The following is a 25,894-nucleotide window of genomic DNA, read 5'->3' as shown; positions in this document are numbered from 1 at the left end:
ATCTATTGCTTTTATAATTTTATTGGTTTGATATGATTATTTTTTCTATTTTTTTAACTGAAATATCAACTATTTATATAGTTGAGTTTTTGTTAAAAAATAAAATATTTACTAAGTTGAGATTATAGTTGTAATAAGCTGGATTTAATTTAGGTGGTTAACATGAGAATAAATTATTTATTCACTATAGTTTTGTCTTGTATTGGTTTATTTAGTACAACATCATCTAAAGCCGAAATTTCAGCAGAGGCTCTAAATACAATTTCAAAGTTTGCTAACGATTTATGTAAGGATAAAGATATAGTATTTACTGGATCTACTTCAGAAGTGGCTTTGAGTGGAAATGCAAAAGCATCTCTTAATAAAGTATTAAAACAAGTTTTGGATTTAGGTGTTGAGGGAGCTGCAAAATACGAGAAGGCTGAATATAAAGGCCTTCTTCAAAAGGATCTTGCTGATATTGTTCAAAGAAGTGACAATTGTAGATTAGAAGTATGGAGAGATTTAAAAGATAAACTTGAGACATCTGCTAAAGTTTCATCATATACGGTAAGAGCTAAAACATTTCCTGTTATTGTAGGTAGTGTTTCTGGTGTTAGCTTAGATTTGTATATTAATGATAAATTTATATCAAATGTGACTAATTTCCCTACAAATAAGACTTATATGATAGGTAAGCTAAAAGAGGGATCTCATTCATTTAGATTTGATAATGTGAAAGGTTATTTTGTTTACCCAAATGGACAAGTCCAACAAGTAGTCCCTCACTTAAATCTAGATTGTGGAGGCTCATTTTCAGTAACACATTCTCAAGATTTACAGATGAGAATGATTTTTGATCAGTTTGGTAATACAGATTGCGATCTTAAATAGCTGCACCAATAAAACCCATAATTGGCATAAAAAATGCTTACTTTTGAAGCAAAAATAACAGTGCTTTAGCCACTTTGGCTAAAGCCTGCTTTGCAACAAAAAGGAACAGCATGAAGGTCTATACACAAAGAATCGAAAGCATTGCAGAGGGCACACGCTTCGACACGCTGCAACTCACATTTGATACCCGCCAAAAAAGCCGCTTCCGCGCTACCTTAAATAATGGCACAGACATTGGTGCAGACTTACCACGTACCGGTATTTTGCGTAGTGGCGCATTTATTGCCACACAACAAGGCGATATTTTACGTATCGATGCTAAACCTGAGCGTTTAATGCAAGTCGTGGCAAAAACTGATTTTAATTTACTCAAAGCTGCTTATCACTTAGGTAATCGTCACGTTCCACTGATGCTTACCCCAAGCGCTTTATATTTTGAACCCGATCATGTACTGGCTGAAATGGTTGAAGGTTTAGGTTTAACCGTTAAGGAAGTCGAGCATCCATTTGAACCCGAAAGTGGTGCCTATGCTCAGCATGCGCATGAACATCGTCTAAGCCCAATTAAAGCCATTCACCATGCCCATCACTAATGCCGCGCAATTGCTCAAACTACTCACTTTATCCTCTACGGCATTGCCTGTGGGTGCCTATTGCTATTCGCAAGGGGTAGAAAGCGCGATTGATCAGAGTCTGATTTTTGATGAAGCATCCAGCATTGCTTATTTTGAAGAAGTGCTTGAAATGCTGTTGCTGCGCTTTGAGTTACCGATTTTAAAACGCTTAATGCAAAGCTATGAGCAAAAAGATGAATTTCAATATTGGGCAGATGTCTACCGTGCCAGCCGTGAAAGTAAAGAGCTGTTAGCAGAATCGAAACAACTGGCATTTTCTTTAAATGCATGGATTAGAGATGTGATTAAGCTGCCTGTGGTAGTGAAAAAGCAATATGGTTTTGTGCCTGTTTATGCAGAGCTTTGCGGACGTTTACAGTTAAATCCAGCCGATGTCTTAACCGCCTATACCTTTACTGTACTTGAAAATCAGGTTTTGGGTGCAGTGAAAACGGTACCACTGGGGCAAATGAGTGGGCAGCGGATTCTATGGCATTTACATGCCTTAGTGCCTGATGTGGTTGAGCGTGCTTTACAGCGAAAAGATGAAGAATTAAGTAGCGCTTTACCCAGTTATGCCATGCTGAGTATGGCACATGAAACCCAGTATTCACGCTTATTCCGTTCCTAAAGTCATACTTGGCTAAAGGAAGATTTTTAAAAATTTAAATCAAGCTCTCTAACAGTCTTGCAAGAGGACAGGGAAGAAAAGTTCCCGCTCTCTACAAGAGAGAATTAGAGAAAGTAAAAAGGAAAATTAACATGACAGAACGTTCTCCACTTCGCGTTGGTATTGGTGGTCCAGTGGGTTCAGGCAAAACAGCATTGACTTTAAATTTATGTCAGGCTTTACGTGAAAAATACAATATGGCGGTGGTGACCAATGACATTTATACCAAAGAGGATTCCAACTTTTTAACCCGTAACGAAGCCATGAGCCCAGAACGGATCGTAGGTGTAGAAACAGGTGGTTGTCCGCATACCGCGATTCGTGAAGATGCTTCAATTAACTTAGCAGCCATTGATGATTTATGTGAAAAGTTTGATGGTTTAGAATTAATTATTATTGAAAGTGGTGGTGATAACTTAGCAGCAACGTTTAGCCCAGAACTGTCTGACTTAACCTTGTATGTGATTGATGTAGCCGGTGGCGAGAAAATTCCACGTAAAGGTGGGCCAGGGATTACCAAGTCAGATTTATTGATTATCAATAAAACGGATTTAGCACCGATGGTAGGTGCTAATTTATCTGTCATGGATCAAGATGCCAAACGTATGCGTGGCGATAAACCCTTTTTATTTTCCAATATGAAAACCCAAGATGGTCTCAATCAGATTATTGAATTTATTGAAAAACAAGGTTTGTTTAAATCTTAAGGTGTCAAAATAGCCAAAAAAACGCCGCATTCAGCGGCGTTTTTTCATTGGGCTTATTTGGTCATATTGTCCAATTCTTCCCAACGTTCTAATTTTTCAAGCAACAAATCATCAATTTCGCTTAAACGTTGTGAAGCTTTGGTTGCAGCATCTATATCACTCACAAACCAAGAGCCATCGGCCAGTTTTGCCGAAAGTTCAGCTTGTTCTGCTTCAAGTGCCGCCATTTCAATCGGCAGTTGATCAAGCTCACGCTGTTCTTTGTAGCTGAGTTTTTTCTTTGGTGTTTGTACTGCGGCAGCAGCTTCCACTTTGGCTTGGGCTTTTTTGGCAGCTGCTTTCGCTGCTAAAACAGCGGGGTCTGGGCGCTGTTGTAAGTAATCTTGGTAACCACCGATGTATTCATCAATGTTGCCTTTACCATCAAATACCCAAGTCGAAGTCACCACGTTGTCCATAAAGGCACGGTCATGCGAAATTAACAGCAATGTGCCTTTATAATCTGCGAGCATTTCTTCGAGTAGCTCAAGCGTCACCATGTCCAAGTCGTTAGTTGGCTCATCCATCACAATCAGGTTAGATGGTTTAAGCAATAACTTGGCCAATAAAATACGGTTACGTTCACCACCTGATAATGCTTTAACAGGGGTACGCGCACGTTCTGGGCTAAACAAGAAATCTTGTAAATAGCTATAGATATGACGACGGTGACCATTCACATCGACATGATCTGAACCTTCAGATACGTTATCTTTAACTGATTTTTCCAAATCTAAGGCATTACGTAATTGGTCAAAGTAGGCCACTTCTAATTGGGTACCAGTTTTGACTGTACCTGTATGGGCAATTTCACCCAAAATCGCTTTAATGAGTGTGGTTTTACCAACACCATTATCACCCACTAAGCCAATACGGTCACCACGCAATACCAGCGCAGAGAAGTTATTGATAATCGGCTCTTGATTGCCAAATTGAACGCTTAGATTTTCAACTTCAAAGACCACTTTGCCTGAACGTTGTGCATCTTGGGTGGCCATCGCCACTTTGCCTTGTTGGAAGCGACGTGCTTTAGATTCTTCACGTAATGCTTTTAAGGCACGAACACGACCTTCGTTACGGGTACGACGTGCTTTAATACCTTGGCGAATCCAGACTTCTTCTTCAGCGAGTTTTTTCTCAAATAAAGCGTTTTGCTTTTCTTCCGCTTCCATTTGCTGCGCTTTAAGCTCTAAGTAACGTGAATAGTTACCTTCATAGCTACGTAAAGTACCACGATCCAGCTCAACAATACGCGTTGCGACATTGTCGACAAATGAACGGTCATGCGAGATAAATAATAAAGTCAGATTATTTTGATCGAGTAAAAATTTTTCTAACCATTCAATGCTTTCCACATCTAAATGGTTAGTGGGTTCATCGAGTAACAACACATCGGGTTGGGTTAACAAAGCGCGTGCCAATAGTACACGGCGTTTACGTCCGCCAGATAAATCGCTTAAATCAGCTTCTGGGTCTAAGCCCATCTTGCTTAAAATTGAGTTCACTTTAGTTTCAAGTGCCCAGCCATCGAGCTGATCCATTTGATGTTGCAAGTGACCCATACGGTCGCAAGCATCCATATCACCGAGTACGCAAGATTCACTTGCCGCATGATAGTCACGTAACACTTGTGCTGCTTCACCTGCACCATCGGCTACAATATCTGCCACACGACCCGAATCCATCGGTACATCTTGAGCCAGCATGGCAATGGTAATCCCATTTTGCAGTGAAACTTCACCGTTATCGGGTAATAAACTTCCCTCAATCAGCTTGAGTAAAGTAGACTTACCCTCACCGTTACGGCCAATCAAACACACTCTTTCGCCGCGTTCTAAACTGAAATTTGCGCCGTCGAGCAAGGCAGGTCCACCAAACGCAAGTTGGACATCCCTTAAAGTAATATAGGCCATAATGTTTCCTGAAATCCCAAACGAGGACTTTAAATGACTAAACAACAAAATCTACATGATCAAGCGTCATTGTCCGCACCCATTGAAGATTTGCAAGTGCGAATTGCATTTTTAGACGATTTAGTTGATCAACTCAATGACCAAGTGGCACGTCAGGCGCTGGAAATTGCTGATTTAAAAAAACAAATGCAACTTTTGTACCGTCGCATCGAATCTGCTGATTTGTCCGAGGGAATTGCCGCTTTTGATCCGATGACCAACCGCCCACCACATTACTAAGGCATTGTTCGCTTTAGATCCTTGGCTCTGAAGAGGGTGATCAAGTCGCAGATTTTATTTGACCTTTGTTTCGCTTATGGTTGTAATGCTTTAGTTTACTGATCACCCTAATTCGCTATGTCTGATAAAGCTGTTTTACTTGACCTTGAAAATAAAACTCCAACGCTACAACTGCTGCGCGAAGTGATACATCACTATCCTGTGGTGTATATCTTTAATGCCACTGGAAAATTTGAGTTTGCTTTAGAAGATCTCACTGAGTTTGCAGGATGGGTCACGAGTGGGCAAGTTGTGGTGTTAGATTGCGTGAAAGCTGAATATAAAGAATATCAATATGCCATGCTGGTGGGGCAATTGATGGCGTTATTGCCACCTGAGACACATATCGAAATTATTTCTGCCATGGATTCAAGTGTGGCATTACTGGAATTATTACAAAGCTCTAATATCAGCGCACATCTGATTCAAGTGCAACAGGCTGAAGCGCATCATTCACATAGTGCTCAATTTAGCTTACCTAGCGTGACTAAAATTAAACAGCACCCGCAATTGCAATTGGTTAAACAGTATTGTGATGCTTTAGCTAAAATGACAGGTAAGCCTAACACCATTGAAAAACTTAAAAATTCTTTGGTAAATGTATTACAAATTGTACCTGAAAAGGCCAATAGCTTAGTGGGTATGTTAATTAATTTAAAATTAGTCAAACGCTATGATGACCAGATTAATTTTCGTAAAAAAGTCTTAAAACAGTGGGTGCAATTAAATTTAAGTCAAGATCAAACCACCATTCCTCAAGCGGCGAGCTTAGATGCAGCCATTGAGCACTTAGAGGGTTCAGCATCAGAGCAACAGCCAGTGCTGCCACCAGACAGCAGCAATATTCAAACTGCACAGCAAGCGCTATTTAAAAACTTTGCCAAGATTGATCCGGTACAGCTTGAAGTTGCGCGTCGCTTACGTGATTTAAAAGATCAAAAACCAAAAGATATTTACGCCTTACGTGATTTACTGGAACAAATGTTCCCTAAAGCGGACATTCGTTTATTGCTCAAAGAATTAATTGAAAAAGGTTACATTTACTGGAATGGACACGAAGTGGTCTATAGCCATGAAATGTTTTTAAATTAAAGTCTTTTTGACAATTAAAACCAAGTAAATAGGGGCTGCTCGAGTGCTTAAAGTGCGGCTTATGCATTAAATTCGACTTAGCCACTTGCCTTTTCTATTCGGCTTATGCAACTCTAATAATAGAACATAAAGGTTGAGCTATGGATAACGTTGGAATTTGGGTTGCCGTTTTTATTGTGGTGTTTGTTGTAGGCTCAATTTTTGGTCTACGCGTAAGCCCTCGAGAAAAAGCCTTAGGTCATATGCGCGAAAAAGCCCGCAATATGGGATTACATCCGCGACTTGTTGCAGCGCCAGATTGGACACATGTGCCCATGGCGACAGAAAACCGTGCCAGTATGGTGGCCTATTATAGTGTTTTGATTCCAGATGCACGCTTACATTTAATGCGAGCACGTGTGGTTGATCACAAGCTTGTTGTGGTGCAAGGTGATCAAAAATTCCAAGGCTTAGAGGTTGCATTAAAGGGCATTTATGCTATTGATATGCAGGCCAACTGTGTAGGACTCTATTGGGACGAAGAATCAGACCTTAAAGCAACACAACTTGAAGATATCAAAGCTTTGCTTGAATCTTTGGCTCAACTTTAACTTTTAATATTTCAGTAACGACGGTTTAATTATGGCGAACGCTCCTCGATCCACATCCAAAAGCACGACAGCAAATCCTGATGCTGCGAAAAAGCGTGCATTAGTGATTGTGGAGTCGCCTGCAAAAGCGAAAACAATCAATAAATACTTAGGCTCAAACTACATCGTGAAATCATCTGTAGGTCATGTACGTGACTTACCGACCAGCGGTGGTGCCAAAACAACAGAAAAAAAACCAGCAACACGTACTAAGTTGAGTGAAGAAGACAAAGCACTCAAAGCACAAAATGCTTTAATTAAGCGTATGGGCGTAGACCCTGAGCATGATTGGCAAGCACAGTACCAAGTCTTGCCGGGTAAAGAAAATGTGGTGGCAGAACTTAAAAAATTAGCTGCCGATGTAGATGAAGTCTACCTCGCAACGGATATGGACCGTGAAGGGGAAGCAATTGCATGGCATTTAAAAGAAGTGATTGGTGGCGATGAATCACGTTATCAACGTGTGGTGTTTAATGAAATTACCAAAAATGCCATTCAAGAAGCCTTTAAGCATCCTGCACGTTTAGACATTAATAAAGTCAATGCACAGCAAGCACGTCGTTTCTTAGACCGTGTGGTGGGCTTTATGATCTCGCCACTGTTATGGGAGAAAATTGCCCGTGGTTTATCGGCAGGTCGGGTGCAATCGGTTGCAGTTAAACTGGTGGTAGAACGCGAACGTGAAATTCGTGCTTTTGTTCCAGAAGAATATTGGCAAGTCTTTGCAGACACTAAAGCCGAAAATGACCAGATTCGTTTAGAAGCGGTCAAGCATCATGGCAAAACCTTAAAGCTACGTAATCAAGCAGACACAGAACAGCTGTTAAAGCTGATTGAAAATGCTGAATATAAAGTGACTAGCCGTGAAGATAAACCGACTAAGGTGAATCCAAGCGCACCTTATATCACCTCAACGCTACAACAAGCTGCCAGTACCCGTTTAGGCTTTTCTGTAAAGAAAACTATGATGTTGGCACAGCGTTTATATGAAGGTGGTTTTATCACTTATATGCGTACCGACTCGACGTTCTTAAGTGATGATGCTGTGAGCATGGTACGTGGTCATATCGAAACTGAATATGGCAATCAATACTTGCCAGAGCAGCCAAATCGTTATGGCAACAAAGCCGGTGCACAAGAAGCGCATGAAGCAATTCGTCCATCCAATGTAGCACTTAAAGGCGATAGCCTTGCTGGTGTTGAGCGTGATGCACAGCGTTTATATGACTTGATTTGGCGTCAGTTTGTATCTTGCCAAATGACAGCAGCACAATATTTATCATCAACGATTTTAGTGGATGCCAATGGGGTAGAACTTAAAGCCAAAGGCCGTACACTGGTATTTGATGGTTTTACCAAAGTACGCGGAGCGAATAAAGCTGACGACGATATTTTATTGCCTGCGGTGAAAGTAGGTGAAGTATTAAAGTTAGAGAAACTTGATCCTTCACAACACTTTACTAAGCCGCCAGCACGTTTCACCGAAGCGTCATTGGTCAAAGAATTAGAAAAACGTGGTATTGGTCGTCCATCAACCTATGCAGCGATTATTTCAACCATTCAAGATCGTGGTTATGTGAAGCTCGATAACCGTCGTTTATTTGCTGAAAAAATGGGTGAAATTGTTACCGATCGCTTAGACGAAAACTTTAACAACCTGATGAATTACGCTTTTACTGCAGATTTAGAAGGTCAGTTAGATAAAGTCGCCGATGGTGAGCAAAACTGGAAAGATCTACTCAATCAATTCTATGGTGACTTTAAACAGCGTTTAGGTAAAGCCCAAGGCGAAGATGGCATGCGTCGTAATTTGCCAGTGGAAGTGGATGCGGTGCATTGTAAAGAATGTGAACGTCCTATGCAGATTCGTACTGGTACGACGGGCGTATTCTTAGGCTGCTCAGGCTATAACTTACCGCCTAAAGAACGTTGTAAAGGCACGTTAAACTTAACGCCTGTAGAGTCACTTGCAGCACTGTCGGATGATGAAGCGGCAGAAACCGCGGACTTACTGTCTAAAAAGCGCTGCCCAATATGTGCAACTGCTATGGACAGTTATGTGGTGGACGGTGGTCGTAAGTTACATATTTGCGGTAACAACCCAGACTGTAGCGGTTTTGAGCTTGAAGAAGGCGAGTTCAAAATTAAAGGCTACGATGGCCCAACCATTCCTTGCGACAAATGTGATGGCGAAATGCAGCTTAAAACGGGTCGTTTTGGACCGTACTTTGCCTGTACCAGCTGTGACAATACCCGTAAAGTGTTAAAGAGTGGTCAGCCTGCACCGCCGCGTGTAGATCCAATTAAAATGGAACATTTACGCTCAACTAAGCATGATGACTTCTTTGTGTTACGTGATGGTGCCGCAGGTTTATTCTTGGCGGCAAGTAAGTTCCCGAAAGTACGTGAAACCCGTGCGCCAAAAGTGGCAGAAATCCGCACTGTGGCAGATCAGCTAGATCCAAAGTATCAATTTATTTTGCAAGCCCCTGATGTTGACCCTGAAGGGAATCCAACTTTAGTGAAATTTAGTCGTAAGAACCAAGCGCAATACATTGGTTCAGAAACGCCTGAAGGTAAAGCGACTAAATGGTCATTGGTTTATCAAGATGGCAAATGGGTTGAAGGCTAAACTGGATAATTTAATCGACAAATAACAAAAATGCTGACTTGAGGTCAGCATTTTTTTATACACTGTTTTGCATAATTAAAACAATTGACAGGCATTATGTGGAAAAATATCCGAATCAGTATTTTATTGCTGATTTTAATTTGGGCTGCAGTCACCACTTGGCAAGACCATCACCAAAACTGGCAACGTCCGATTTTTGTTTTATTACATCCGATTAATGCCGATGCTGACCCTAAAACCGCAGCCTATCTACAGCAGTTAAGCATGCAGGATTACCTGGAGTTATCCGCATATTTACAAGAAATGTCCAAACGTTATCGGATGCCGATCCAAGTTTATGTTCAGTTAGGCCGCCAATTACAACAGGCGCCACCTGGGGTGCCGCAAGATGCCAGTATTTGGCGCACGATGCTGTGGAGTTTAAAATTCCGTTTTTATGCATGGCAACAACAGCAAAGTGCTGATGGCTCGCCAAGCGTGACCTTATATTTAAATTATCAACAAGCTCAAGCAGGGCAGCCCTTGCCACACTCGACCGCTTTGCAAAAAGGCCGTATTGGGGTGGTACATTTATTTGCTACACCTAAACAACGTGAACAAAACCAAATTATGATTATGCACGAGTTATTGCATGCCTTTGGTGCCAGCGATAAATATAATTTGTCCACAGGTCAGCCGATTTATCCACATGGCTATGCTACACCAGAACAGCGGCCCTTATATCCGCAGGCAAAAGCAGAAATTATGGCAGTCAGTATTCCATCCTCGCCACAAAGCAAAAAAATGGCTCAAAGTCTAAAGGCCACCGTGATTCAAATGCGCACTGCCCAAGAATTGGGTTGGATCAAAGACTAAATACAATTTATGGCTGATTCACTCATTATCACTGGAGAAAGGTATGGCTACTTTTGTACTGGCCCCTGATTCTTTTAAACAAAGTATGACAGCAGTTGAGGCATGTCAGGCCATGCAACGTGCAATTTTGGCACATGATCATAGCGCCACTTGTATTTTAGTACCGATGGCCGACGGCGGTGAAGGTACACTCGACGCCTTATTGTCTGCTGGCCAAGGGCAAAAAATTGCGTGTCAGGTACAAGGCCCTTTAGCCAGTCAAACTATCCACACTTATTTTGCCCTGCTAGATGCGGGTCAAACAGCAGTCATTGAAATGGCCAAAGCCAATGGCATAGATCTGCTTAAACCTCATCAGCGTAATCCACTGCTGACTTCTACGTATGGTACGGGGCAAATGCTGCAACAAGCACTCGATTTAGGGGTAAAGAAAGTCATTTTAGGTTTGGGCGGCAGTATCACCAATGATGGCGGCAGTGGGCTAGCACAAGCCTTAGGCGTTCAGTTTTTAGATCACAACCAACAAAACATACAGGTATGTGGCGGTAATCTAAATCAAATTGCTTATATAGATTTATCGCAACTTGATGCGCGCTTAAAACATATAGAGATTGTGATTGCCTCAGATGTGAATAATCCGCTCTGTGGAGCCAATGGCGCGTCGCATATTTTTGCCCCACAAAAAGGCGCAGATGCTGAGATGGTTAAGCAACTTGATGCCAATCTTCAACATTATGCAGCACGGGTTAAACAGGTTGTGGGTAGAGATTTTTCCAATCGTGCAGGGGCTGGTGCAGCAGGTGGTTTAGGTTTTGCCTTAATGGCATTTTGTGGGGCTAAGATGCAATCTGGCGCTGAGCTTGTGATGGAGCACACTAGTTTAGTTACCAAAATTCAGCAAGCTGATTATGTGCTCACAGGCGAGGGTAAACTGGATGGGCAAACTGCTTTAGGTAAAACCCCATTTGCTGTAGCTCAACTGGCTAAGCGCTTGAATAAACCTGTGATTGCTTTTGCAGGTTGCATCGGCGAGGGCATTGAAAGTTTATATGAGCAAGGTTTTAGCCAAATTATTGGCATTAATCCAAAACAGGTGAGCCAAATAGAAGCTATGCAAAATGCAAGTCACTATTTACAACAAGCCACGTTAGCATGGCTTAAGCAGCAAAATTAAGGCGGCTGTTTTTCTGTTAAAATAGGCAAAAACCCAATAGATGCCCAAGAATGAGTTTAGACGCCCTAATCAATGAATTGAATCCGCAGCAAAAACAGGCCGCAACCACTCAAGCACAGCATAGTTTAGTGCTCGCAGGCGCAGGCTGTGGCAAAACCAAAACCATTGTGGCGCGCGCGGCTTATCTGATTGAACAAGGCATTCCTGCCAACCAAATTCAAATTTTAACCTTTACCCGTCGTGCGGCCAGTGAAATTGTGGCGCGGGTAGAATTGGCATTAGGCGAACAAGCCAAAGGTTTACGTGCCTCAACTTTCCATACCTTTTGTATGTATTTATTGCGCCGTGTGCCCAAAGCCTTTGGTTTAGAAAATTTCACCATTATTGATCGTGATGATCAGTTGATGATGTTTCGTTTAATTCGTGGTAAAGATGATAAGAAAAATCCCAATGCTTTACCCGCGCCCAAAGATCTGTGTGACTTATATTCTTTTGCGCGTAATACACGACAAAAACTTTCACAAGTCTTAGCAGCCAATATGCCAGAATTTGAGCTGTATCACGGGCAAATTGCCGACATTATGCAAGAATATGAAAGCCGTAAACAGGCACGTCACTTTTTAGATTATGATGATATTTTGGCGATTGTCGCAGCAGCACTGGCACAATCTGAGGGTTTAGTCGATTACGTAGCAGGCTTGTGTCAGCATATGTTGGTCGATGAAATGCAAGACACCAATCCCTTACAATGGGCGTTGTTAGAACCCTTGAAAGAGCGTATTTCGCTGTTTTGTGTAGGTGATGACGCGCAATCTATTTACGGCTTCCGTGGCGCAGATTTTGAAAATATTCATCACTTTAAAGAACGTATACCCAAGGCCAAAATTTATAAATTGGAACAAAATTATCGTTCTACCCAAGAAATTTTAGATTTATCCAATTGGCTATTAGAAGGTAGCCCAATTGCTTATGACAAACGCTTAGAGGCGCATCGCGGTGATGGTATCAAGCCACAGATGCACATTTTCCCCAATGAGTTTGACGAAGCAAAATGGATTGCCATTGATATTAAAGAACGGCATTTTTTAAATGCTGCGCCATGGCGTGATCATATGGTATTGGTACGTTCTAGCTTTGCCGCACGTAGTATTGAAGCCGCCTGTATTCAAGCCAATGTACCGTATCGTTTTATTGGCGGCATGAAGCTGCTTGAAACCGCACATGTCAAAGATTTAATTAGTTTATTACGCGTAGTGGCTAATCCTATGGATGATATTGCCTGGATGCGCTTTTTAACCCTATGGCCGGGTGTTGGTGATGTTGGTGCCAGTCGTTTAGCGCAAAAGCTGTTACAAGCCACGCATATAGATCAGGTGTTTAGTGAATTAGAACGCTTTGGCAAAGTCCCTTTGCAAGCGATTTTAATTATGAAGCAAATGCAAGAACTGCGTCATGAAGTTCAACATTGCGTGACTTTAGGCATACAAGCACTGGAACAGCAGCTGAGTGACAATTACAAAAAAGATTGGCATAAACGCCAAGGTGATTTTGAGCTGGTCAAACAATTGGCAACTAAGCACAGCCAACTGAGTGAATTTTTAGAAGAATACGTATTGGATCCTGTTTCTATCTCAGAAGTTGAGCGTCAATCTGATACCGATGTAGTGACTTTAATTACCATTCATTCGGCCAAAGGCACAGAGCAAAAGGTCTGTTATGTGGCCAATGTCTCGGCAGGACAATATCCACACGCACGTGCGCAAGGCGATTTTGACGCCATTGAGGAAGAACGCCGTGTGTTATATGTGGCTTTAACCCGTGCGCAAAACGAATTAATTTTAACCAAACAAAGTTTAAGTCATTGGGCAGTGACTAAGGTTGATGAACAAGGGCGCAAGTTAGAAAGCTATTTCCTGAATGAACTCAGTCATTTGCTGTGCAATATGCACACCCATACCCGTACCCGTCAGCAAACTGTGAAAAGTGCTTTAATTGAACGCCAAGCGATTAATTTAGATTTTGGCATTGATCTCGATTAAACTAGGGCTCAGAGATACGTATTCAAAAAGTAAGCTAGGCAAATACTTTTTGATGATTTTGCCTATTGGAAGATGTAATGAAAATTTTAGTGCGTAATTTAGAACGTTCAGTGACTGATGCTGAATTACTTGATCTGTTTAAAGCATACGGTAAAGTCGATGAAACTGTGGTGGTACTGGATGCTGCAACAGGTAAATCGAAAGGTTTTGGCTTTGTTGAAATGCCAAACCCGCGTGAAGCGATTAAAGCAATTAAAGGTTTAAATACTTTAAAGGTCAAAGGCATGGGTATCCGTGTTAAGGCTGCTGAAGAGAAGCCAAAAGCAGAGTAATCCTAAAGGCGCGTGATGCGCCTTTTTTAGGCTTGCGATAAATCAGATTATCTTTAAAGAGATTAAAAAATAAACGATTTAAAATCATATTGTTACACTAAAAGAAATATTTGATTGTCAAATGAGCAAGCAGGATTTAAGTTAGAAGCGCCAAAATCAAACACATATTAAGGAAAAAGCACATGTCTCGAGTTGCTCGCTTCCATGCTGATCGAACCAATCAGAAACTTTATTTTAGCCGTTTGGCTTGCCAACAGGCAGAACAAACCGAACATGTTCAACAAGCGCAAGCACAGCGCGAAGCTGCAGTTTTTCATTTGCATGGCGCTGTACTGGCATTTTTGCAAGAACTCAGCCGCTATTACCGTTTAAATGACCCTCAACCCACTTTAAAATCCATTGAAGAACTGATGGCAGCTAAAGGGCAAGTATCACCTGAAATTAACGTATTACAAAAACTTGCTAAGGACGGTTTTATTGCTGAGTTAAAACGTGCTTATCGCTTAGCCCAATATGCGCCTGAGCCTTCTGCGCCTGAGCCAGAAAGTGAAACTTCATCTAATTTAATTATTAAAGTCACGCAAAGCCCACAAGCATGGTTACCAGATAGCAAAATTTTGCGCGAATGGCATCGTGAACTGACTGAGCTGATTGAGGGTTTTCGTAACGAAATGGTAGAATTTTAACGGTTTTACTTGTAAGTTAAAGGCTTGCCCCAATCTCAACAGTACAGTCACAGCAATGCAATTGTTGTTTTGCCACCATGTTGACCATGGAGAAACTATGTCTATTGAACAATTAAAGCAATTATTTGGTAATCAAGAAGCCATTTTAGAATTGGTTCAACTTGAAAGTGGTGAATTAGCATTGCGTAATGCTGGTTCAGAAGAGAAGCCCTTAGTCACTATTCAATTTAATGATGAAGTGAAAGCTTTACTGGGTGATCACACTGCTGTGATCGCGCAAAGCATGATTCAAGCTGCACTTTTTGGTTTATTAGAGCAGCAAATGAATGAAATGCAAGCACAAGTGGTGGATGAAAAGCCCAAATATATGAGCTAAAAAACGCGCCTTGAGGCGCGTTTTTTTAAAGTGAAATATTAATGACTTGGACTTTGATGATGCGCTAGCTCAATTTGGTTTAAAATATGATTACTCATATTGGTGGCCATTTCTTCTTTGGCATAATACACATCACCAATATTATCACGACGAATCACCTCAGCTTCTTCTTTGCTTTCAGCACATAGCAACACTTGAATCTGTGGATTTAATGTTTTGGCAATATCCACGATCTTATGAATATCAATAATATCCATAGGTGATAGCACCAACAGACGCGCATGTTGAATATGTGCTTGGATTAATACGCTCGGTTCGGTGGCAACGCCAGATACAGCTGCAATGCCTTTTTCACGTAATTTTTCCACAATTTCACGGTTTTCTTCGGCAATGACCACTTTAATATTGTTTTGCATGAGAGTTTGGGTAATACGACGCCCCACTTCACCATGACCAACTAAGACCACCTGATCGCGTAGGTAATCCTGTGAAACTTCATCAGGTAGCATGGCTAATGGGTCACCACTACGCTCTAATAAACGTGCTAGGGATGAGCGTTCACGGATCCAACGTTGTACAGGTTCAATTGCTGAGAAGATAAAACTATTTAGGGTAATGGAAATTAAAGCACCGGCTAAAATTAAGTTTTGACCCTCAAGTGACAATAAGTTTAGCGATACACCTAAGGCGGCTAAAATAAATGAAAATTCGCCAATCTGCGCGAGCGATGCACCCACAGTTAAGGCGGTATTAATCGGATAGCGGAAAAATAGCACCAAGGCCATTGCAGCGAGGGTTTTACCCACCATGATGATGGCAACAACGGCTAAAACATGTAAGGGCTGTTCGAGTAAAATACGGGGGTCAAACAGCATGCCGACTGCCACAAAGAATAAAATGGCAAAAATTTCACGCAGTGGCAGTGTTTCTTCTTCTGCGCGATGGCTAAAATCGGACTCTTTGACCACCATGCCAGCAAAGAAAGCACCCAATGCCATAGAGACACCAAAGACTTTATAGGCACCAAAGGCAATCGAAATCGCAGCTGCGACTACAGTCAAAGTAAATAACTCACGTGAGCCTAAACGTGCCACCACTTGCATAATCATCGGTACGACACGTTTACCAATAATCAGCATAAAGGCAATAAAGCCAGTAACTTTGAGTAAAGTAATGCCTAGTGTGAGCCAAATATTTTCATCACTTGCCCCTTCAACTGCCTGACCACCCAGTAATACTGCCGTAGCAGGAAGTAGCACTAAGGCCAAGACCATGACTAAATCTTCAACCAAGAGCCAACCAACGGCAATTTTACCATTGACGGATTCAAGTAAGCCACGGTCGCCTAAGGCTTTAAGCAGTACCACGGTACTGGCACAAGAAAGACTCAAGCCAAAGATCAGTGCAGCACCAAAACTCCAGCCCCACATCATGGAAACGCCAATCCCTAACAGAGTAGCGACTGCAATTTGTAAGATGGCGCCGGGCAGGGCAATGCGTTTGACTTGCATTAAATCGTTTAAAGAAAAATGCATCCCCACGCCAAACATTAAGAACATGACGCCTAATTCAGCCAATTGGTTGGCTAGGGCCAAATCACCCACGACTCCTGGGGTATTGGGGCTAATTAAAATACCAGCCACTAAATAACCAATTAAGGGGGGTAAGCGTAAACGTGCGGCAAGATAGCCAAATAGCAGTGCTAGGCCAAAGCCAACAGCAAGTAAAATAATCAGATCTACGTCATGAGGCACTAAAAACTCCTTTCAGCTGCATAGGGGTAAAAATAAAAGCATGAAAAATGCCAGAAAAATCACTAAAAGTGTAACAAGCTGAGTAAAAAAAGTGCAAAAAAAAACGACCCACAAGGAGTCGTTTTTTTGCAAGAACCCTAAAATTATTTAATTTTAGCTTCTTTGAAGATTACGTGTTGACGGATTTTTGGATCAAATTTTTTGATTTCCATTTTTTCCGGCATAGTACGTTTGTTCTTAGTCGTGGTATAGAAGTAACCTGTACCAGCTGTAGAAACTAGGCGAATCTTATCACGCATTGTAAGGACTCCTTAGATCTTTTGGCCTTGAGCACGAAGATCAGCAACAACCTTTTCAATGCCCAATTTATCAATGATACGCATACCTTTAGTGGTTAAACGAAGACGTACGAAACGTTTTTCGCTTTCTAACCAGAAACGGTGGTGATGCAGGTTCGGCTCGAACCGGCGTTTAGTTTTGTTGTTGGCGTGTGAGACGTTGTTACCAACGACTGGACGCTTGCCGGTAACTTGGCAAACCTTAGACATGGTGTAACTCCAATGATTTAGCCAACAGCAAACCTGTTTGGCCAGTCAAAAATAAAGGATGAATTCATTCAAGGGGCGTTTTATACCAAAAATGCGCTTAAAAGACAAGCGATTTTCTCTGAAACAAGGCATGACCCTGTCTGATAGGTTATGCCTTAATCAGTTAACGCAGTAGCAGCTTCGAAATCAGTCTGTGAATCGGCTTATTAAAGGGCGGCAGAATGAATTTTAGGCTATACAGCTTAGGATTCGACATTACCGACCGTTCATGCGACAAACTGAAGAAACCCTCAGGACCGTGATATTTGCCCATACCTGATGCACCAACGCCACCAAAAGGTAGATCGTCCTGTGCGACATGGGTAATAACCGTATTCTGTCCAAAGTGCCCTGAATGGGTACGCTGTGCGACATAATTCGCACGTGCGCGGTTAAAGTCGAAGTAGTATAAAGCAAGTGGACGCGGACGGCTATTAATAAAGTCGATTACATCGTCAATTTGATCATATTCTAGTATTGGAAGTAGGGGACCAAAGATCTCTTCTTGCATAATTTGCATGTCTGTTGAGACATTGGTGAGCAGGGTTGGAACGATTTTTCGTGTACCCAATAAATCCTCTTTTTCTTTATAAATTTCAATGATATTAGCGCCTTTTATTTTAGCATCATCTAGACATTTTTGCAGGCGCGTATACTGTTTATCATTAATGATCGCAGTGTAGTCTTGGTTATCTTTAAAGACTGGATACATTTTGCTCACATAAGCTGTGAAGTACTGAATAAATTCCTCAGTTTTGCCTTTTGGTAAGAACATATAGTCTGGGGCAACACAGGTTTGTCCTGCATTCCAAAGTTTTCCTGCGGCAATACGCTCGGCCACATCTTGCATATGCATAGACGGATGCACCAAGACGGGTGATTTACCGCCCAACTCTAAAATAACGGGCACTAAGTTGTCAGAGGCAGCTTTCATGACAGTTTTACCCACTGCAGTTGAGCCGGTAAAAATCATTTTATCAAAGGCCAAATGACAAAAAGCATCTGAAATTGGACCACCACCATTAATCACGGACACTAAATCTTGCGGAAATGCTTCAGAGAGTGCCATTTCCAACACACGGCCAAAATGACTTGAAGCACTTGATACCTTAATCATGGCGTGATTGCCAGCCGCTAAAGCACAGATTAAAGGGCCAACCGACAGTAAAAGGGGATAATTCCACGGCGCAATAATTCCCACCACACCTAAAGGTTGATATTCGACCCAAGCTTTAGCCGGTTGATGAATCAAAGCGATACGGCGTTTGGAGGGTTTCATCCATTGATGGATATGTTTAGCGTAATATTTGATTTGCTCTAAACAGGTTAGTAGTTCGCCAATCTTGGTTTCACTAATAGAACGGTTGCCATAATCTTTGTTAATGGCATCAGCAAATTGATCTTGGTATTTAATTAAAATACGTTTTAGACGATTTAAGCGTTCAATTCGTTCATGGGCAGTTGAGAGAGGATGACGTAAATAAGCCGTCTTTTGTAAATCTAAAATATCTTGTAAATCTTGCAGATTAAAACGCTGAGCGGTCATAGAAGTTGTTTTTGTTTGACTGTTCATGACGTGATACCATAAAACGAAAGCGATGTATAAAATTTTTAGAGTATTTGCTCTAATTGTCAAGCAACTTTATGTTGCCTGTCTGGTTATTTTTCGGAAAAACGCATGTCTCATTCCAAAACTTTGAAGACCAAAGAACGAATTTTGCAGTTGAGTCTGCAATTGTTTAATGAGCGTGGCGAACGTTCGGTCACCACCAATCATATTGCGGCTGAACTGAACATGAGTCCCGGCAATCTGTATTATCACTTTCGCAATAAAAACGAAATTATTAAAGAGCTGATGGCGCAATATCAGCAGCAAACTTTGGAAATGCTGGCTTTACCTGATGATCGGGTTTTAGATGCCAACGATAAAATTCGCTACTTTCAAGTTTTAAGTAGTCAATTGTGGGCGTATCGTTTTTTGCATCGTGATGTTTATCACTTGGTGGAAAATCATGAAGATTTTAGACAAATGTATCCGCGATTTGCCAATCAAGTGATGCAGCAAGGGCAGAAAATTTATAAAGCCTTTGTTAATGCGGGCTTAATGGCAATGACAGATTCAGAAATTGAGGCGTTGACCATTAATTTATGGATTGTGCTGACCAACTGGACCAACTTTTTATATATGTCAGGGCATATTAGTGACTCTAATCACTTAGAAGAAAAGTGGGTGTTACAAGCGCTACGTCAAATGCTGTTTTTGGAAGGAGCTTATTTACGGGGTGAAAGTCGTGCCACTTATGAAAACTTGTTACAAACGCTAGGCCCATCTGAATTATTTACTCATCTAGCGACAACTGACAATTCAGAAATGTAATCTGCTATTTAGAAAGGTTTAGAAACACGTTAGAATACTCGGCTTATTTTTTTATTAGTTTACGAGTGCGATCAACCAACATGAATATGAGTACTGCTAACACAGCACGTTTACTGATTACTTGTGAAGATAAGCCAGGAATCGTGCAGGCTGTATCGAGCTTTTTGTATCATCAGGGAGCAAACATTACCGCACTTGATCAATACGCGACTGAAGCTCAAGGCGGACGTTATTTCATGCGTGTTGAGTTTGAGTTAGACAACTTACAAAGTCGTAAAGAAAGCATTATCCAAACGTTTGCAGTCAATGTTGCTGAGCGTTATGACATGCAATGGCGTTTGGCTTTAGTGAGCGATATTAAGAAAGTAGGTATTTTGGTCTCTAAAGTAGATCATGCTTTGCTTGAGCTGCTATGGCGTCATGCACGTGGCGGTTTACCATGCGAAATTACCAAAGTCGTCTCTAACCATGAAACTTTACGTGATTCGGTAGAAAACTTTGGCATTCCGTTTGAAGTGGTACCGGTCAATAAAGACAATAAACGCGAAGCATATGCAAAAATTGATGAATTGATGCAAGGCAACGATTTATTGGTCTTGGCGCGTTATATGCAAATTCTCGATGAAGAATTTGTTGAAAAATGGCAAATGAAAGTGATCAACATTCATCACTCATTCTTGCCTGCGTTTGTGGGGGCTAACCCATACAAACAAGCGCACGAAAAAGGTGTGAAATTGATTGGTGCAACAGCACATTACGTGACTGCTGACCTTGACCAAGGCCCAATTATTGAACAAGATGTAGAGCGTGTAAACCATGACTTTACCGTTGAACAATTACGTGAGCTCGGGCAAGATGTAGAGCGTAATGTACTAGCACGTGCGGTCAAATGGCATTTAGAAGATCGTATTATTGTGGATGGCAACAAAACAGTTGTTTTCCAATAATCTGAGAATTTAAGCCAGAAAAAGGGGATACAGGCTGTATGCCCTTTTTTTATCTGCATCATTTGAAAAAGTCATCAAGATTGTCAAATTAATGGTTGCAAATGAAAACACTTCTCATTTATCATGTTGCCACTTTGATTGTATGAACCGATAAGCTTGATGTATTCAGGACATGCAATAAATTTTGCTTTTACAAGGTAACAGATTCTAATGAGTCAGATGTCTCCACTAAGCCCTCAAACGCCACACCCGATGAAGAAGAAATTAATCACGGCACTTGTGGCTGTGGCCCTTGGTCATGCAGCTGTATTATGGGGCGTGGCACATATGAAGACACCTGAACTCAAACCCGTTGAAAAAGAGCCGCTCAAGGTTCGTTTTGTCAAAATTCAAGAACAGGTTAAACCTGAGCCACCAAAGCCTAAAGCGGAACCGAAAAAAGAAACACCACCGCCGCCGCCAAAAGAAGTGAAGATTGTTCCAAAAGACACACCACCGCCACCACCTAAAAAAGTAGAAAAAGTGGAACAGGTGAAAAAAGCGGAAGCACCAAAACCAGTGGCTCAACCAGTTGAAGCGAAACCACAGCCAGTGGCTAAGCCAAGCCCTGTGGTTGAAACTAAAGTAGTGACTAAAGCAGAATCTGTTGTGGTTACACCACCTGCGCCTAAAGTAGAGCCAACACCACCAGCGCCTAAGGCTGAACCAGCACCACCTGCACCTGCTGCGCCGCCATCACCTAAATCTGTATCAATTGGGGGTTCGGGCGTACAATGGAGTCGTTCACCTAAGCCGCAATATAGCAACAAAGATTTACAAGGTGAAACCCGCCGTGTTGTGGTACATATTGAAGCGGATGAAAAAGGCAATATTAAAGTGGCGCGTATTACCCAATCGAGTGGTGTACCTGCTTTAGATGAAAAAATTCGTCGCGCTGTGATGAGTGCAAAATTCAAACCATATAAGGAAAATGGTGTCGCTTATCCGATTTCGGCTTCGCAACCATTTGAATTAACGTTGAATCCTAACGGCTAACATTTATTAGGAGTTCGAGTATGAACTTTTCAGTTTACTGGGAACATGCAGATGCGGTAAGTAAGACGCTGTATTTCGTGTTATTGGCGATGTCAATCGCAACGTGGACCATCTTTGTGCTACGTCTATTAGGTACACGTCAGCTTAAACAGATCGCTTATGCTCAACTGTCTACCGCCTTAACCGGTTTAAAAGCCAAATTTGCACCGCTTAATTTTGAGCAGCGTAAAGCTGTGGCAGAGCAAGCTTTACTGCGCCAAATTGCATCAGAAAAAGCATCTGCTGAAAAAGGTGTTTCAGTATTAGGGACCATTGCCTCACTTGCACCATTCGTGGGTCTATTTGGTACAGTATGGGGAATTTTCCATGCGTTGGTTGCTGTGGGTAAAAGTGGTCAAGCAGGTTTAGCGCAAGTAGCAACGCCAGTTGGTGAAGCTTTGATTATGACGGGCTTTGGTTTGGCTGTGGCGATTCCTGCGGTAATTGCTTATAACATTTGCACGCGCTTTAACAAGACATTAAGCAATGAATTACAAGATCATGCACATAGCTTGCTGATTGATACCATGTTGCAACAAGACAGCAGCGTCAAAGCTGAAGCAACTACAGCACAAAAAGGTTTAGTTGGAGGTCAAGCTTAATGGCTTTTCAATTGGGTGAAGACAACGATGCAGGCATGAATGAGATGAACCTCATTCCGCTTATCGATATTATGTTGGTATTGATGATCATCTTTTTGGTGACAGCCACTGTTGCTAACCCATCAATTCCATTAACCTTGCCACAAACCACAGCGGAAGTTGTTGATCTACCGCCAGAGCAAATTCAAGTCAGCATTAATGCCAATGGCGATGTGGCTTGGGATGATCAAGTGATCACAATTGCAGAGCTAGAGCAGCGCTTAACAGATGCTGGACAAGCTGAACGTCAGCCGACCTTAATTTTAAAAGCTGATAAAGAGGCACGTTATGACACTGTTGCACAAGTGATGTCTCGGGCGAGTGGAGCCGGACTCACCGATATTGCCTTTGCAACCGATAACTAAAAATAGCGCCCATGAGGCGCTTTTTTTAGCTGGGTGATTTTAACTTTTAGTGACGATCTAAAATTTTAGATAAAGGAATAGAAAGTTTTGCTGCCAAATAATCATCAGCATCAATGAGAGCAGGACCAAGTTTCTGCATCCATTCATCATCAGGATGAATATTCCCCACATCTTTACGCTGCGGCAGGGTATAGGGTAGTTGGCTATAAAATTGCCAAAAATCGACTTCGTTCAGGTTTCTAGATAAAACATAGTCATTATTGTCGGTGCGCTGAATTAAATGTTGTTGTTCAAGTAAATCAACATAGGTAGGCCAACAGCCAATTTCCTCCCGTCCTAGTACGTCTAAAGCTTGTGCCTCAGTTACTGGTTTACCGAGTTTTTGTTTTTGATAAAATAATTCCAGCAGATCAAGCAACATAATTAAAGGATGACGTTTTTGTTCTTTTTCTGAATTAAATGCTGTCATAGCAAAGCTAATTTCGACGCCTAATAAAATAATATTCCAAGATAAATAAATCCAGAGTAGAAAAATAGGCACGGCAGCAAAGGCACCATACACAATCTCATAGCTGGTAAAGTTAGACATGACAAAACCAAATAAGTTTTTTAAGGCTTCAAAGACGCTAGCACTAAAAATACCAGCCACTAAAGCTGATTTAATCGGTACATTGCGGTTGGGAATAGTCCAATACAAAATGAAGAAACCTAAGAAAGTCAGACCAAAGGAAATCGCCCACAGTACAAAGGCACCATTGAGCTCATAACCTGTAAAATTATTACTTAAGACATTCAGTGATGCCAAGGCCGATGAAATCACAAAGGCACTACCGAGCAAAATAGGACCTAGCGAAATAATGGTCCAATAGCGCATAAAACCCATGATCCCACCGCGAGTTTCTTTCACTCGCCAAATACGGTTGAACGCAGTTTCAATACTGGTCAGCATCATCACGGTGGTAATAAATAGAAATAAAATACCAATGACTGTCAAATTACTCGATTTATCAGCAAAGGCACTTAAGGCTTTGTCAAAAGCAATGGTGGTTTTAGGTAAGAAATTACTGTAAATGAGTTGTTGAATTTGTTGTCGCGCAGGCTCCAAGGCTTTAATAGAAGAAATAATCACTAAAAACACGGTCAGCATAGGCACCACAGCAAACAGTGTGGTGTAGGTGAGCGAGCCTGCTTGATCACGACATTTATCTGCTTCAAAACGACGAATCACAAACAAGATAAACTGAAACCAAGTGTGGTCATAAAAGGGAATCTTTTTGAGTAAATTTTCTAACATACGCGCAACATCTCAATTTTTTTAATGTGTTTGTCGATTTTTCAGCTTTAAGCTTAACCAAAAAAGCAGCACAATACCGTATAGTTTTCTTTTTTATGACGTTTACAATCATGACCGAAGCTTATGTTCTTGTGCTGTATTACAGCAAATATGGTGCCACAAAGCAGTTGGCACATTTCATTGCCGATGGGGTTGAGGCGGCGGGTATGGCGGTAAAAATTCGTACTGTGCCCAATCTTGCGACGGTAGTGACTGAGGCGCAACCGAGTATTCCAGAGGATGGTGATATTTACTGTAGCTTAGAAGATTTAGCCCACTGTTCAGCCTTAGCTTTAGGCTCACCAACACGTTTTGGTAATATGGCAGCTGAAATGAAGTATTTTTGGGATCAAACCACCAGTTTGTGGTTAAGTGGTGCATTACACCATAAACCTGCTTGTGTCTTTACCTCATCAGGTTCTATGCATGGTGGTCAAGAAACTACCTTGCTCAGTATGTTACCGCCTTTATTCCATCATGGAATGTTAATCATGGGCTTAAGCAATGCACACCCTGCTTTATCGAATACTAAAACAGGCGGCACGCCTTATGGGGTGAGTCACGTCAGTGGTGCGCGCCATGAACAGAGCATTAGCAGTGATGAAAAAGCGTTATGTATTGAGCAAGGTAAACGTTTAGCCACGGTTGCTCAGCAATTACAAGTGTCATCTAAGTAAGTTTGAGACTCACTTTTCCTGATGGGTGTCGCTAGGTGGGATGTGTGCTTTAAAACGCTTTTTGCATTTTAAGCAACGAAAATCTGCAAATAGATTTTTGTCTACCATGACACCTGCTTTTTTGCCCAATATATTGCCTAACACGCCACCAGTGACACCTACAGTAATTGCACCAACAAAAGTACCAATGGTGCCACCGACAATGACACCTAGGGGGCCTGCGGCAATTGCGCCAATAGCCGCACCTGTTGATGCGCCTGTAGCTGCGCCACCGACGGTACCCGCAGTTGCACCTGCTGATGTCATTAGCCAACTACCCGCGGTTTTTAAACCGCCTTCATGGTCACGTTGTTCAATTTGATCGCTGCCACACTTTGGACACTGCATAGGTTTTTCCATAAACTTGTTACGACATAATGCTTTTGATCATAAAGAACAATGCATAAAAAGTGTATGCTTATTTGTCAAAAACCTCATTTGATGTTTTGAGGTGGCGCTAAAAAATCACGGCTGTTTGGGCTAAGATCAGGTATCTGCTTGATTTAAATTTAGAGCATAAAAAAGAGCGCATCAGCGCTCTTTCGTTTAAACCTAAGGATTAATCACGAACGAACTCTACAGTACCGTTTGCTAAAGACTTCACACGGGCAAGTGATTCTACGCGGTAACCTTTTTCGAGCAAAATATCACGACCTGGTTGGAATGATTTTTCAATTACAATCCCAATACCCACAACTTCAGCTTCAGCTTGGTGAATTAAATCCGCTAAGCCAAGAGCTGCTTGACCATTGGCTAAAAAGTCATCAATCACTAACACTTTATCGCTTGCGCTGATGTGTTTGTTTGAAATTGCGATGGTGCTTTCAGTTTGTTTGGTAAACGAAAATACTTTAGAACGATATAAATCATCTTTTAAGGTTAAAGATTGATATTTACGCGCAAAAATAACTGGCACGCCAAGCTCTAAACCCGCCATCACCGCCGGCGCGATACCAGATGCTTCGATGGTAATGATTTTGGTGATACCAGCGTCTTTAAACAAACGGGCAAACTCTTGACCAATTTGTTGCATCAATTGTGGATCGATCTGGTGGTTTAAGAAAGAATCAACTTTTAAAACCTGATCAGATAGAACGATACCTTCAGCCAAGATTTTCTGTTCTAGTGCATGCACGGGGAGGATCCTCTAA

General features: G+C 41.7%; 28 protein-coding genes. 20 read left to right on the top strand and 8 right to left on the bottom strand.

The window, feature by feature from the left end:
- Positions 1 to 162 precede the first annotated feature (162 nt).
- From AC5YCI_RS09890 to ureG, 4 genes are all read left to right on the top strand, one after another.
- The gene (locus AC5YCI_RS09890) at positions 163 to 873 is read left to right on the top strand and encodes a hypothetical protein (RefSeq protein ID WP_496129798.1); all 711 of its coding nucleotides are present in this window, start codon (positions 163 to 165) and stop codon (positions 871 to 873) included.
- A gap of 110 nt (positions 874 to 983) precedes the next feature.
- A complete protein-coding gene (gene ureE / locus AC5YCI_RS09885) occupies positions 984 to 1,466 on the top strand; it encodes an urease accessory protein UreE (RefSeq protein WP_496175501.1) in 483 nt (160 codons plus the stop codon).
- Positions 1,453 to 2,118, top strand: a complete 666-nt coding sequence (locus AC5YCI_RS09880; protein WP_496129800.1) for an urease accessory protein UreF — start codon at positions 1,453 to 1,455, stop codon at positions 2,116 to 2,118. Before ureE ends, AC5YCI_RS09880 begins: the two co-directional genes overlap by 14 nt.
- A 131-nt stretch (positions 2,119 to 2,249) precedes the next feature.
- Positions 2,250 to 2,864 carry an urease accessory protein UreG gene (gene ureG / locus AC5YCI_RS09875; protein WP_496129801.1) on the top strand — a complete coding sequence of 205 codons (615 nt, stop codon included), beginning with the start codon at positions 2,250 to 2,252 and terminating at the stop codon, positions 2,862 to 2,864.
- Between the two features lie 53 nt (positions 2,865 to 2,917).
- Here the strand turns inward: ureG and AC5YCI_RS09870 are convergent, their stop codons facing one another.
- Complete coding sequence (locus AC5YCI_RS09870; protein ID WP_496129802.1) at positions 2,918 to 4,816, bottom strand: ATP-binding cassette domain-containing protein; 1,899 nt, start codon at positions 4,814 to 4,816, stop codon at positions 2,918 to 2,920.
- A 33-nt stretch (positions 4,817 to 4,849) separates the two neighbouring features.
- Here AC5YCI_RS09870 and AC5YCI_RS09865 point away from each other — a divergent pair, with 33 nt between their 5' ends.
- The 10 genes from AC5YCI_RS09865 to AC5YCI_RS09820 all read left to right on the top strand — a co-directional run bounded on the left by AC5YCI_RS09865 (position 4,850) and on the right by AC5YCI_RS09820 (position 14,949).
- Complete coding sequence (locus tag AC5YCI_RS09865) at positions 4,850 to 5,095, top strand: SlyX family protein (RefSeq protein ID WP_496129803.1); 246 nt, start codon at positions 4,850 to 4,852, stop codon at positions 5,093 to 5,095.
- A 117-nt stretch (positions 5,096 to 5,212) separates the two neighbouring features.
- Positions 5,213 to 6,226: a hypothetical protein gene (locus AC5YCI_RS09860; protein WP_496129804.1), complete on the top strand. Its 1,014-nt coding sequence runs from the start codon at positions 5,213 to 5,215 to the stop codon at positions 6,224 to 6,226.
- 140 nt (positions 6,227 to 6,366) lie between these two features.
- Complete coding sequence (locus tag AC5YCI_RS09855) at positions 6,367 to 6,816, top strand: ammonium transporter (protein WP_496129805.1); 450 nt, start codon at positions 6,367 to 6,369, stop codon at positions 6,814 to 6,816.
- A 31-nt stretch (positions 6,817 to 6,847) separates the two neighbouring features.
- Positions 6,848 to 9,487, top strand: coding sequence for a type I DNA topoisomerase (gene topA / locus AC5YCI_RS09850; RefSeq protein WP_496129806.1), 2,640 nt, complete (start codon positions 6,848 to 6,850; stop codon positions 9,485 to 9,487).
- 96 nt (positions 9,488 to 9,583) lie between these two features.
- Complete coding sequence (locus AC5YCI_RS09845; RefSeq protein WP_496129807.1) at positions 9,584 to 10,342, top strand: hypothetical protein; 759 nt, start codon at positions 9,584 to 9,586, stop codon at positions 10,340 to 10,342.
- Between the two features lie 43 nt (positions 10,343 to 10,385).
- Positions 10,386 to 11,516, top strand: coding sequence for a glycerate kinase family protein (locus AC5YCI_RS09840; protein WP_496129808.1), 1,131 nt, complete (start codon positions 10,386 to 10,388; stop codon positions 11,514 to 11,516).
- A 50-nt stretch (positions 11,517 to 11,566) separates the two neighbouring features.
- Positions 11,567 to 13,555, top strand: a complete 1,989-nt coding sequence (locus AC5YCI_RS09835) for an ATP-dependent helicase (protein ID WP_496129809.1) — start codon at positions 11,567 to 11,569, stop codon at positions 13,553 to 13,555.
- 77 nt (positions 13,556 to 13,632) lie between these two features.
- Positions 13,633 to 13,887 carry an RNA recognition motif domain-containing protein gene (locus AC5YCI_RS09830; protein ID WP_496175500.1) on the top strand — a complete coding sequence of 85 codons (255 nt, stop codon included), beginning with the start codon at positions 13,633 to 13,635 and terminating at the stop codon, positions 13,885 to 13,887.
- Positions 13,888 to 14,069: 182 nt separating this feature from the next.
- Positions 14,070 to 14,573 carry a DUF6586 family protein gene (locus AC5YCI_RS09825; protein WP_168401930.1) on the top strand — a complete coding sequence of 168 codons (504 nt, stop codon included), beginning with the start codon at positions 14,070 to 14,072 and terminating at the stop codon, positions 14,571 to 14,573.
- Between the two features lie 97 nt (positions 14,574 to 14,670).
- Positions 14,671 to 14,949, top strand: coding sequence for a hypothetical protein (locus AC5YCI_RS09820; protein WP_496129811.1), 279 nt, complete (start codon positions 14,671 to 14,673; stop codon positions 14,947 to 14,949).
- A 38-nt stretch (positions 14,950 to 14,987) separates the two neighbouring features.
- Here the strand turns inward: AC5YCI_RS09820 and AC5YCI_RS09815 are convergent, their stop codons facing one another.
- The 4 genes from AC5YCI_RS09815 to AC5YCI_RS09800 form a co-directional block, all read right to left on the bottom strand.
- Positions 14,988 to 16,703 carry a cation:proton antiporter gene (locus AC5YCI_RS09815; protein ID WP_496129812.1) on the bottom strand — a complete coding sequence of 572 codons (1,716 nt, stop codon included), beginning with the start codon at positions 16,701 to 16,703 and terminating at the stop codon, positions 14,988 to 14,990.
- Positions 16,704 to 16,846: 143 nt separating this feature from the next.
- On the bottom strand, positions 16,847 to 17,002 hold the full coding sequence (gene rpmG / locus AC5YCI_RS09810; RefSeq protein WP_003654787.1) for a 50S ribosomal protein L33: 156 nt from the start codon (positions 17,000 to 17,002) through the stop codon (positions 16,847 to 16,849).
- A gap of 12 nt (positions 17,003 to 17,014) precedes the next feature.
- Positions 17,015 to 17,251 (bottom strand): 50S ribosomal protein L28, encoded by a 237-nt coding sequence (gene rpmB, locus AC5YCI_RS09805; RefSeq protein ID WP_000048256.1) that lies wholly within the window; start codon positions 17,249 to 17,251, stop codon positions 17,015 to 17,017.
- Between the two features lie 163 nt (positions 17,252 to 17,414).
- The gene (locus AC5YCI_RS09800) at positions 17,415 to 18,863 is read right to left on the bottom strand and encodes a coniferyl aldehyde dehydrogenase (protein WP_496129813.1); all 1,449 of its coding nucleotides are present in this window, start codon (positions 18,861 to 18,863) and stop codon (positions 17,415 to 17,417) included.
- A 105-nt stretch (positions 18,864 to 18,968) separates the two neighbouring features.
- On the opposite strand from AC5YCI_RS09800, the gene AC5YCI_RS09795 reads away from it, so the two are divergent.
- From AC5YCI_RS09795 to AC5YCI_RS09775, 5 genes are all read left to right on the top strand, one after another.
- On the top strand, positions 18,969 to 19,667 hold the full coding sequence (locus AC5YCI_RS09795; RefSeq protein ID WP_496175499.1) for a TetR/AcrR family transcriptional regulator: 699 nt from the start codon (positions 18,969 to 18,971) through the stop codon (positions 19,665 to 19,667).
- A gap of 80 nt (positions 19,668 to 19,747) precedes the next feature.
- On the top strand, positions 19,748 to 20,614 hold the full coding sequence (gene purU, locus AC5YCI_RS09790; protein WP_496129815.1) for a formyltetrahydrofolate deformylase: 867 nt from the start codon (positions 19,748 to 19,750) through the stop codon (positions 20,612 to 20,614).
- Between the two features lie 210 nt (positions 20,615 to 20,824).
- Positions 20,825 to 21,649 (top strand): TonB family protein, encoded by an 825-nt coding sequence (locus tag AC5YCI_RS09785; RefSeq protein WP_496129816.1) that lies wholly within the window; start codon positions 20,825 to 20,827, stop codon positions 21,647 to 21,649.
- Positions 21,650 to 21,669: 20 nt separating this feature from the next.
- Complete coding sequence (locus AC5YCI_RS09780; protein WP_496129817.1) at positions 21,670 to 22,290, top strand: MotA/TolQ/ExbB proton channel family protein; 621 nt, start codon at positions 21,670 to 21,672, stop codon at positions 22,288 to 22,290.
- Positions 22,290 to 22,694 carry an ExbD/TolR family protein gene (locus tag AC5YCI_RS09775; RefSeq protein ID WP_496129818.1) on the top strand — a complete coding sequence of 135 codons (405 nt, stop codon included), beginning with the start codon at positions 22,290 to 22,292 and terminating at the stop codon, positions 22,692 to 22,694. Before AC5YCI_RS09780 ends, AC5YCI_RS09775 begins: the two co-directional genes overlap by 1 nt.
- A 46-nt stretch (positions 22,695 to 22,740) precedes the next feature.
- Here the strand turns inward: AC5YCI_RS09775 and AC5YCI_RS09770 are convergent, their stop codons facing one another.
- Positions 22,741 to 23,988 (bottom strand): YihY family inner membrane protein, encoded by a 1,248-nt coding sequence (locus AC5YCI_RS09770; protein ID WP_496129819.1) that lies wholly within the window; start codon positions 23,986 to 23,988, stop codon positions 22,741 to 22,743.
- A 110-nt stretch (positions 23,989 to 24,098) separates the two neighbouring features.
- On the opposite strand from AC5YCI_RS09770, the gene wrbA reads away from it, so the two are divergent.
- A complete protein-coding gene (wrbA, locus tag AC5YCI_RS09765) occupies positions 24,099 to 24,704 on the top strand; it encodes an NAD(P)H:quinone oxidoreductase (RefSeq protein ID WP_496175498.1) in 606 nt (201 codons plus the stop codon).
- Positions 24,705 to 24,713: 9 nt separating this feature from the next.
- On the opposite strand, the gene AC5YCI_RS09760 is transcribed toward wrbA, so the two are convergent.
- Positions 24,714 to 25,103, bottom strand: coding sequence for a hypothetical protein (locus AC5YCI_RS09760; protein WP_496129821.1), 390 nt, complete (start codon positions 25,101 to 25,103; stop codon positions 24,714 to 24,716).
- A gap of 199 nt (positions 25,104 to 25,302) precedes the next feature.
- Positions 25,303 to 25,878: a xanthine phosphoribosyltransferase gene (locus tag AC5YCI_RS09755; protein WP_496129822.1), complete on the bottom strand. Its 576-nt coding sequence runs from the start codon at positions 25,876 to 25,878 to the stop codon at positions 25,303 to 25,305.
- Between the last annotated feature and the right edge of the window lie 16 nt (positions 25,879 to 25,894).

The organism is Acinetobacter sp. CY17 (assembly GCF_059515825.1).
Note: the sequence above shows the minus strand (reverse complement) of the source record. Positions and strands in the feature narration are given on the sequence as shown.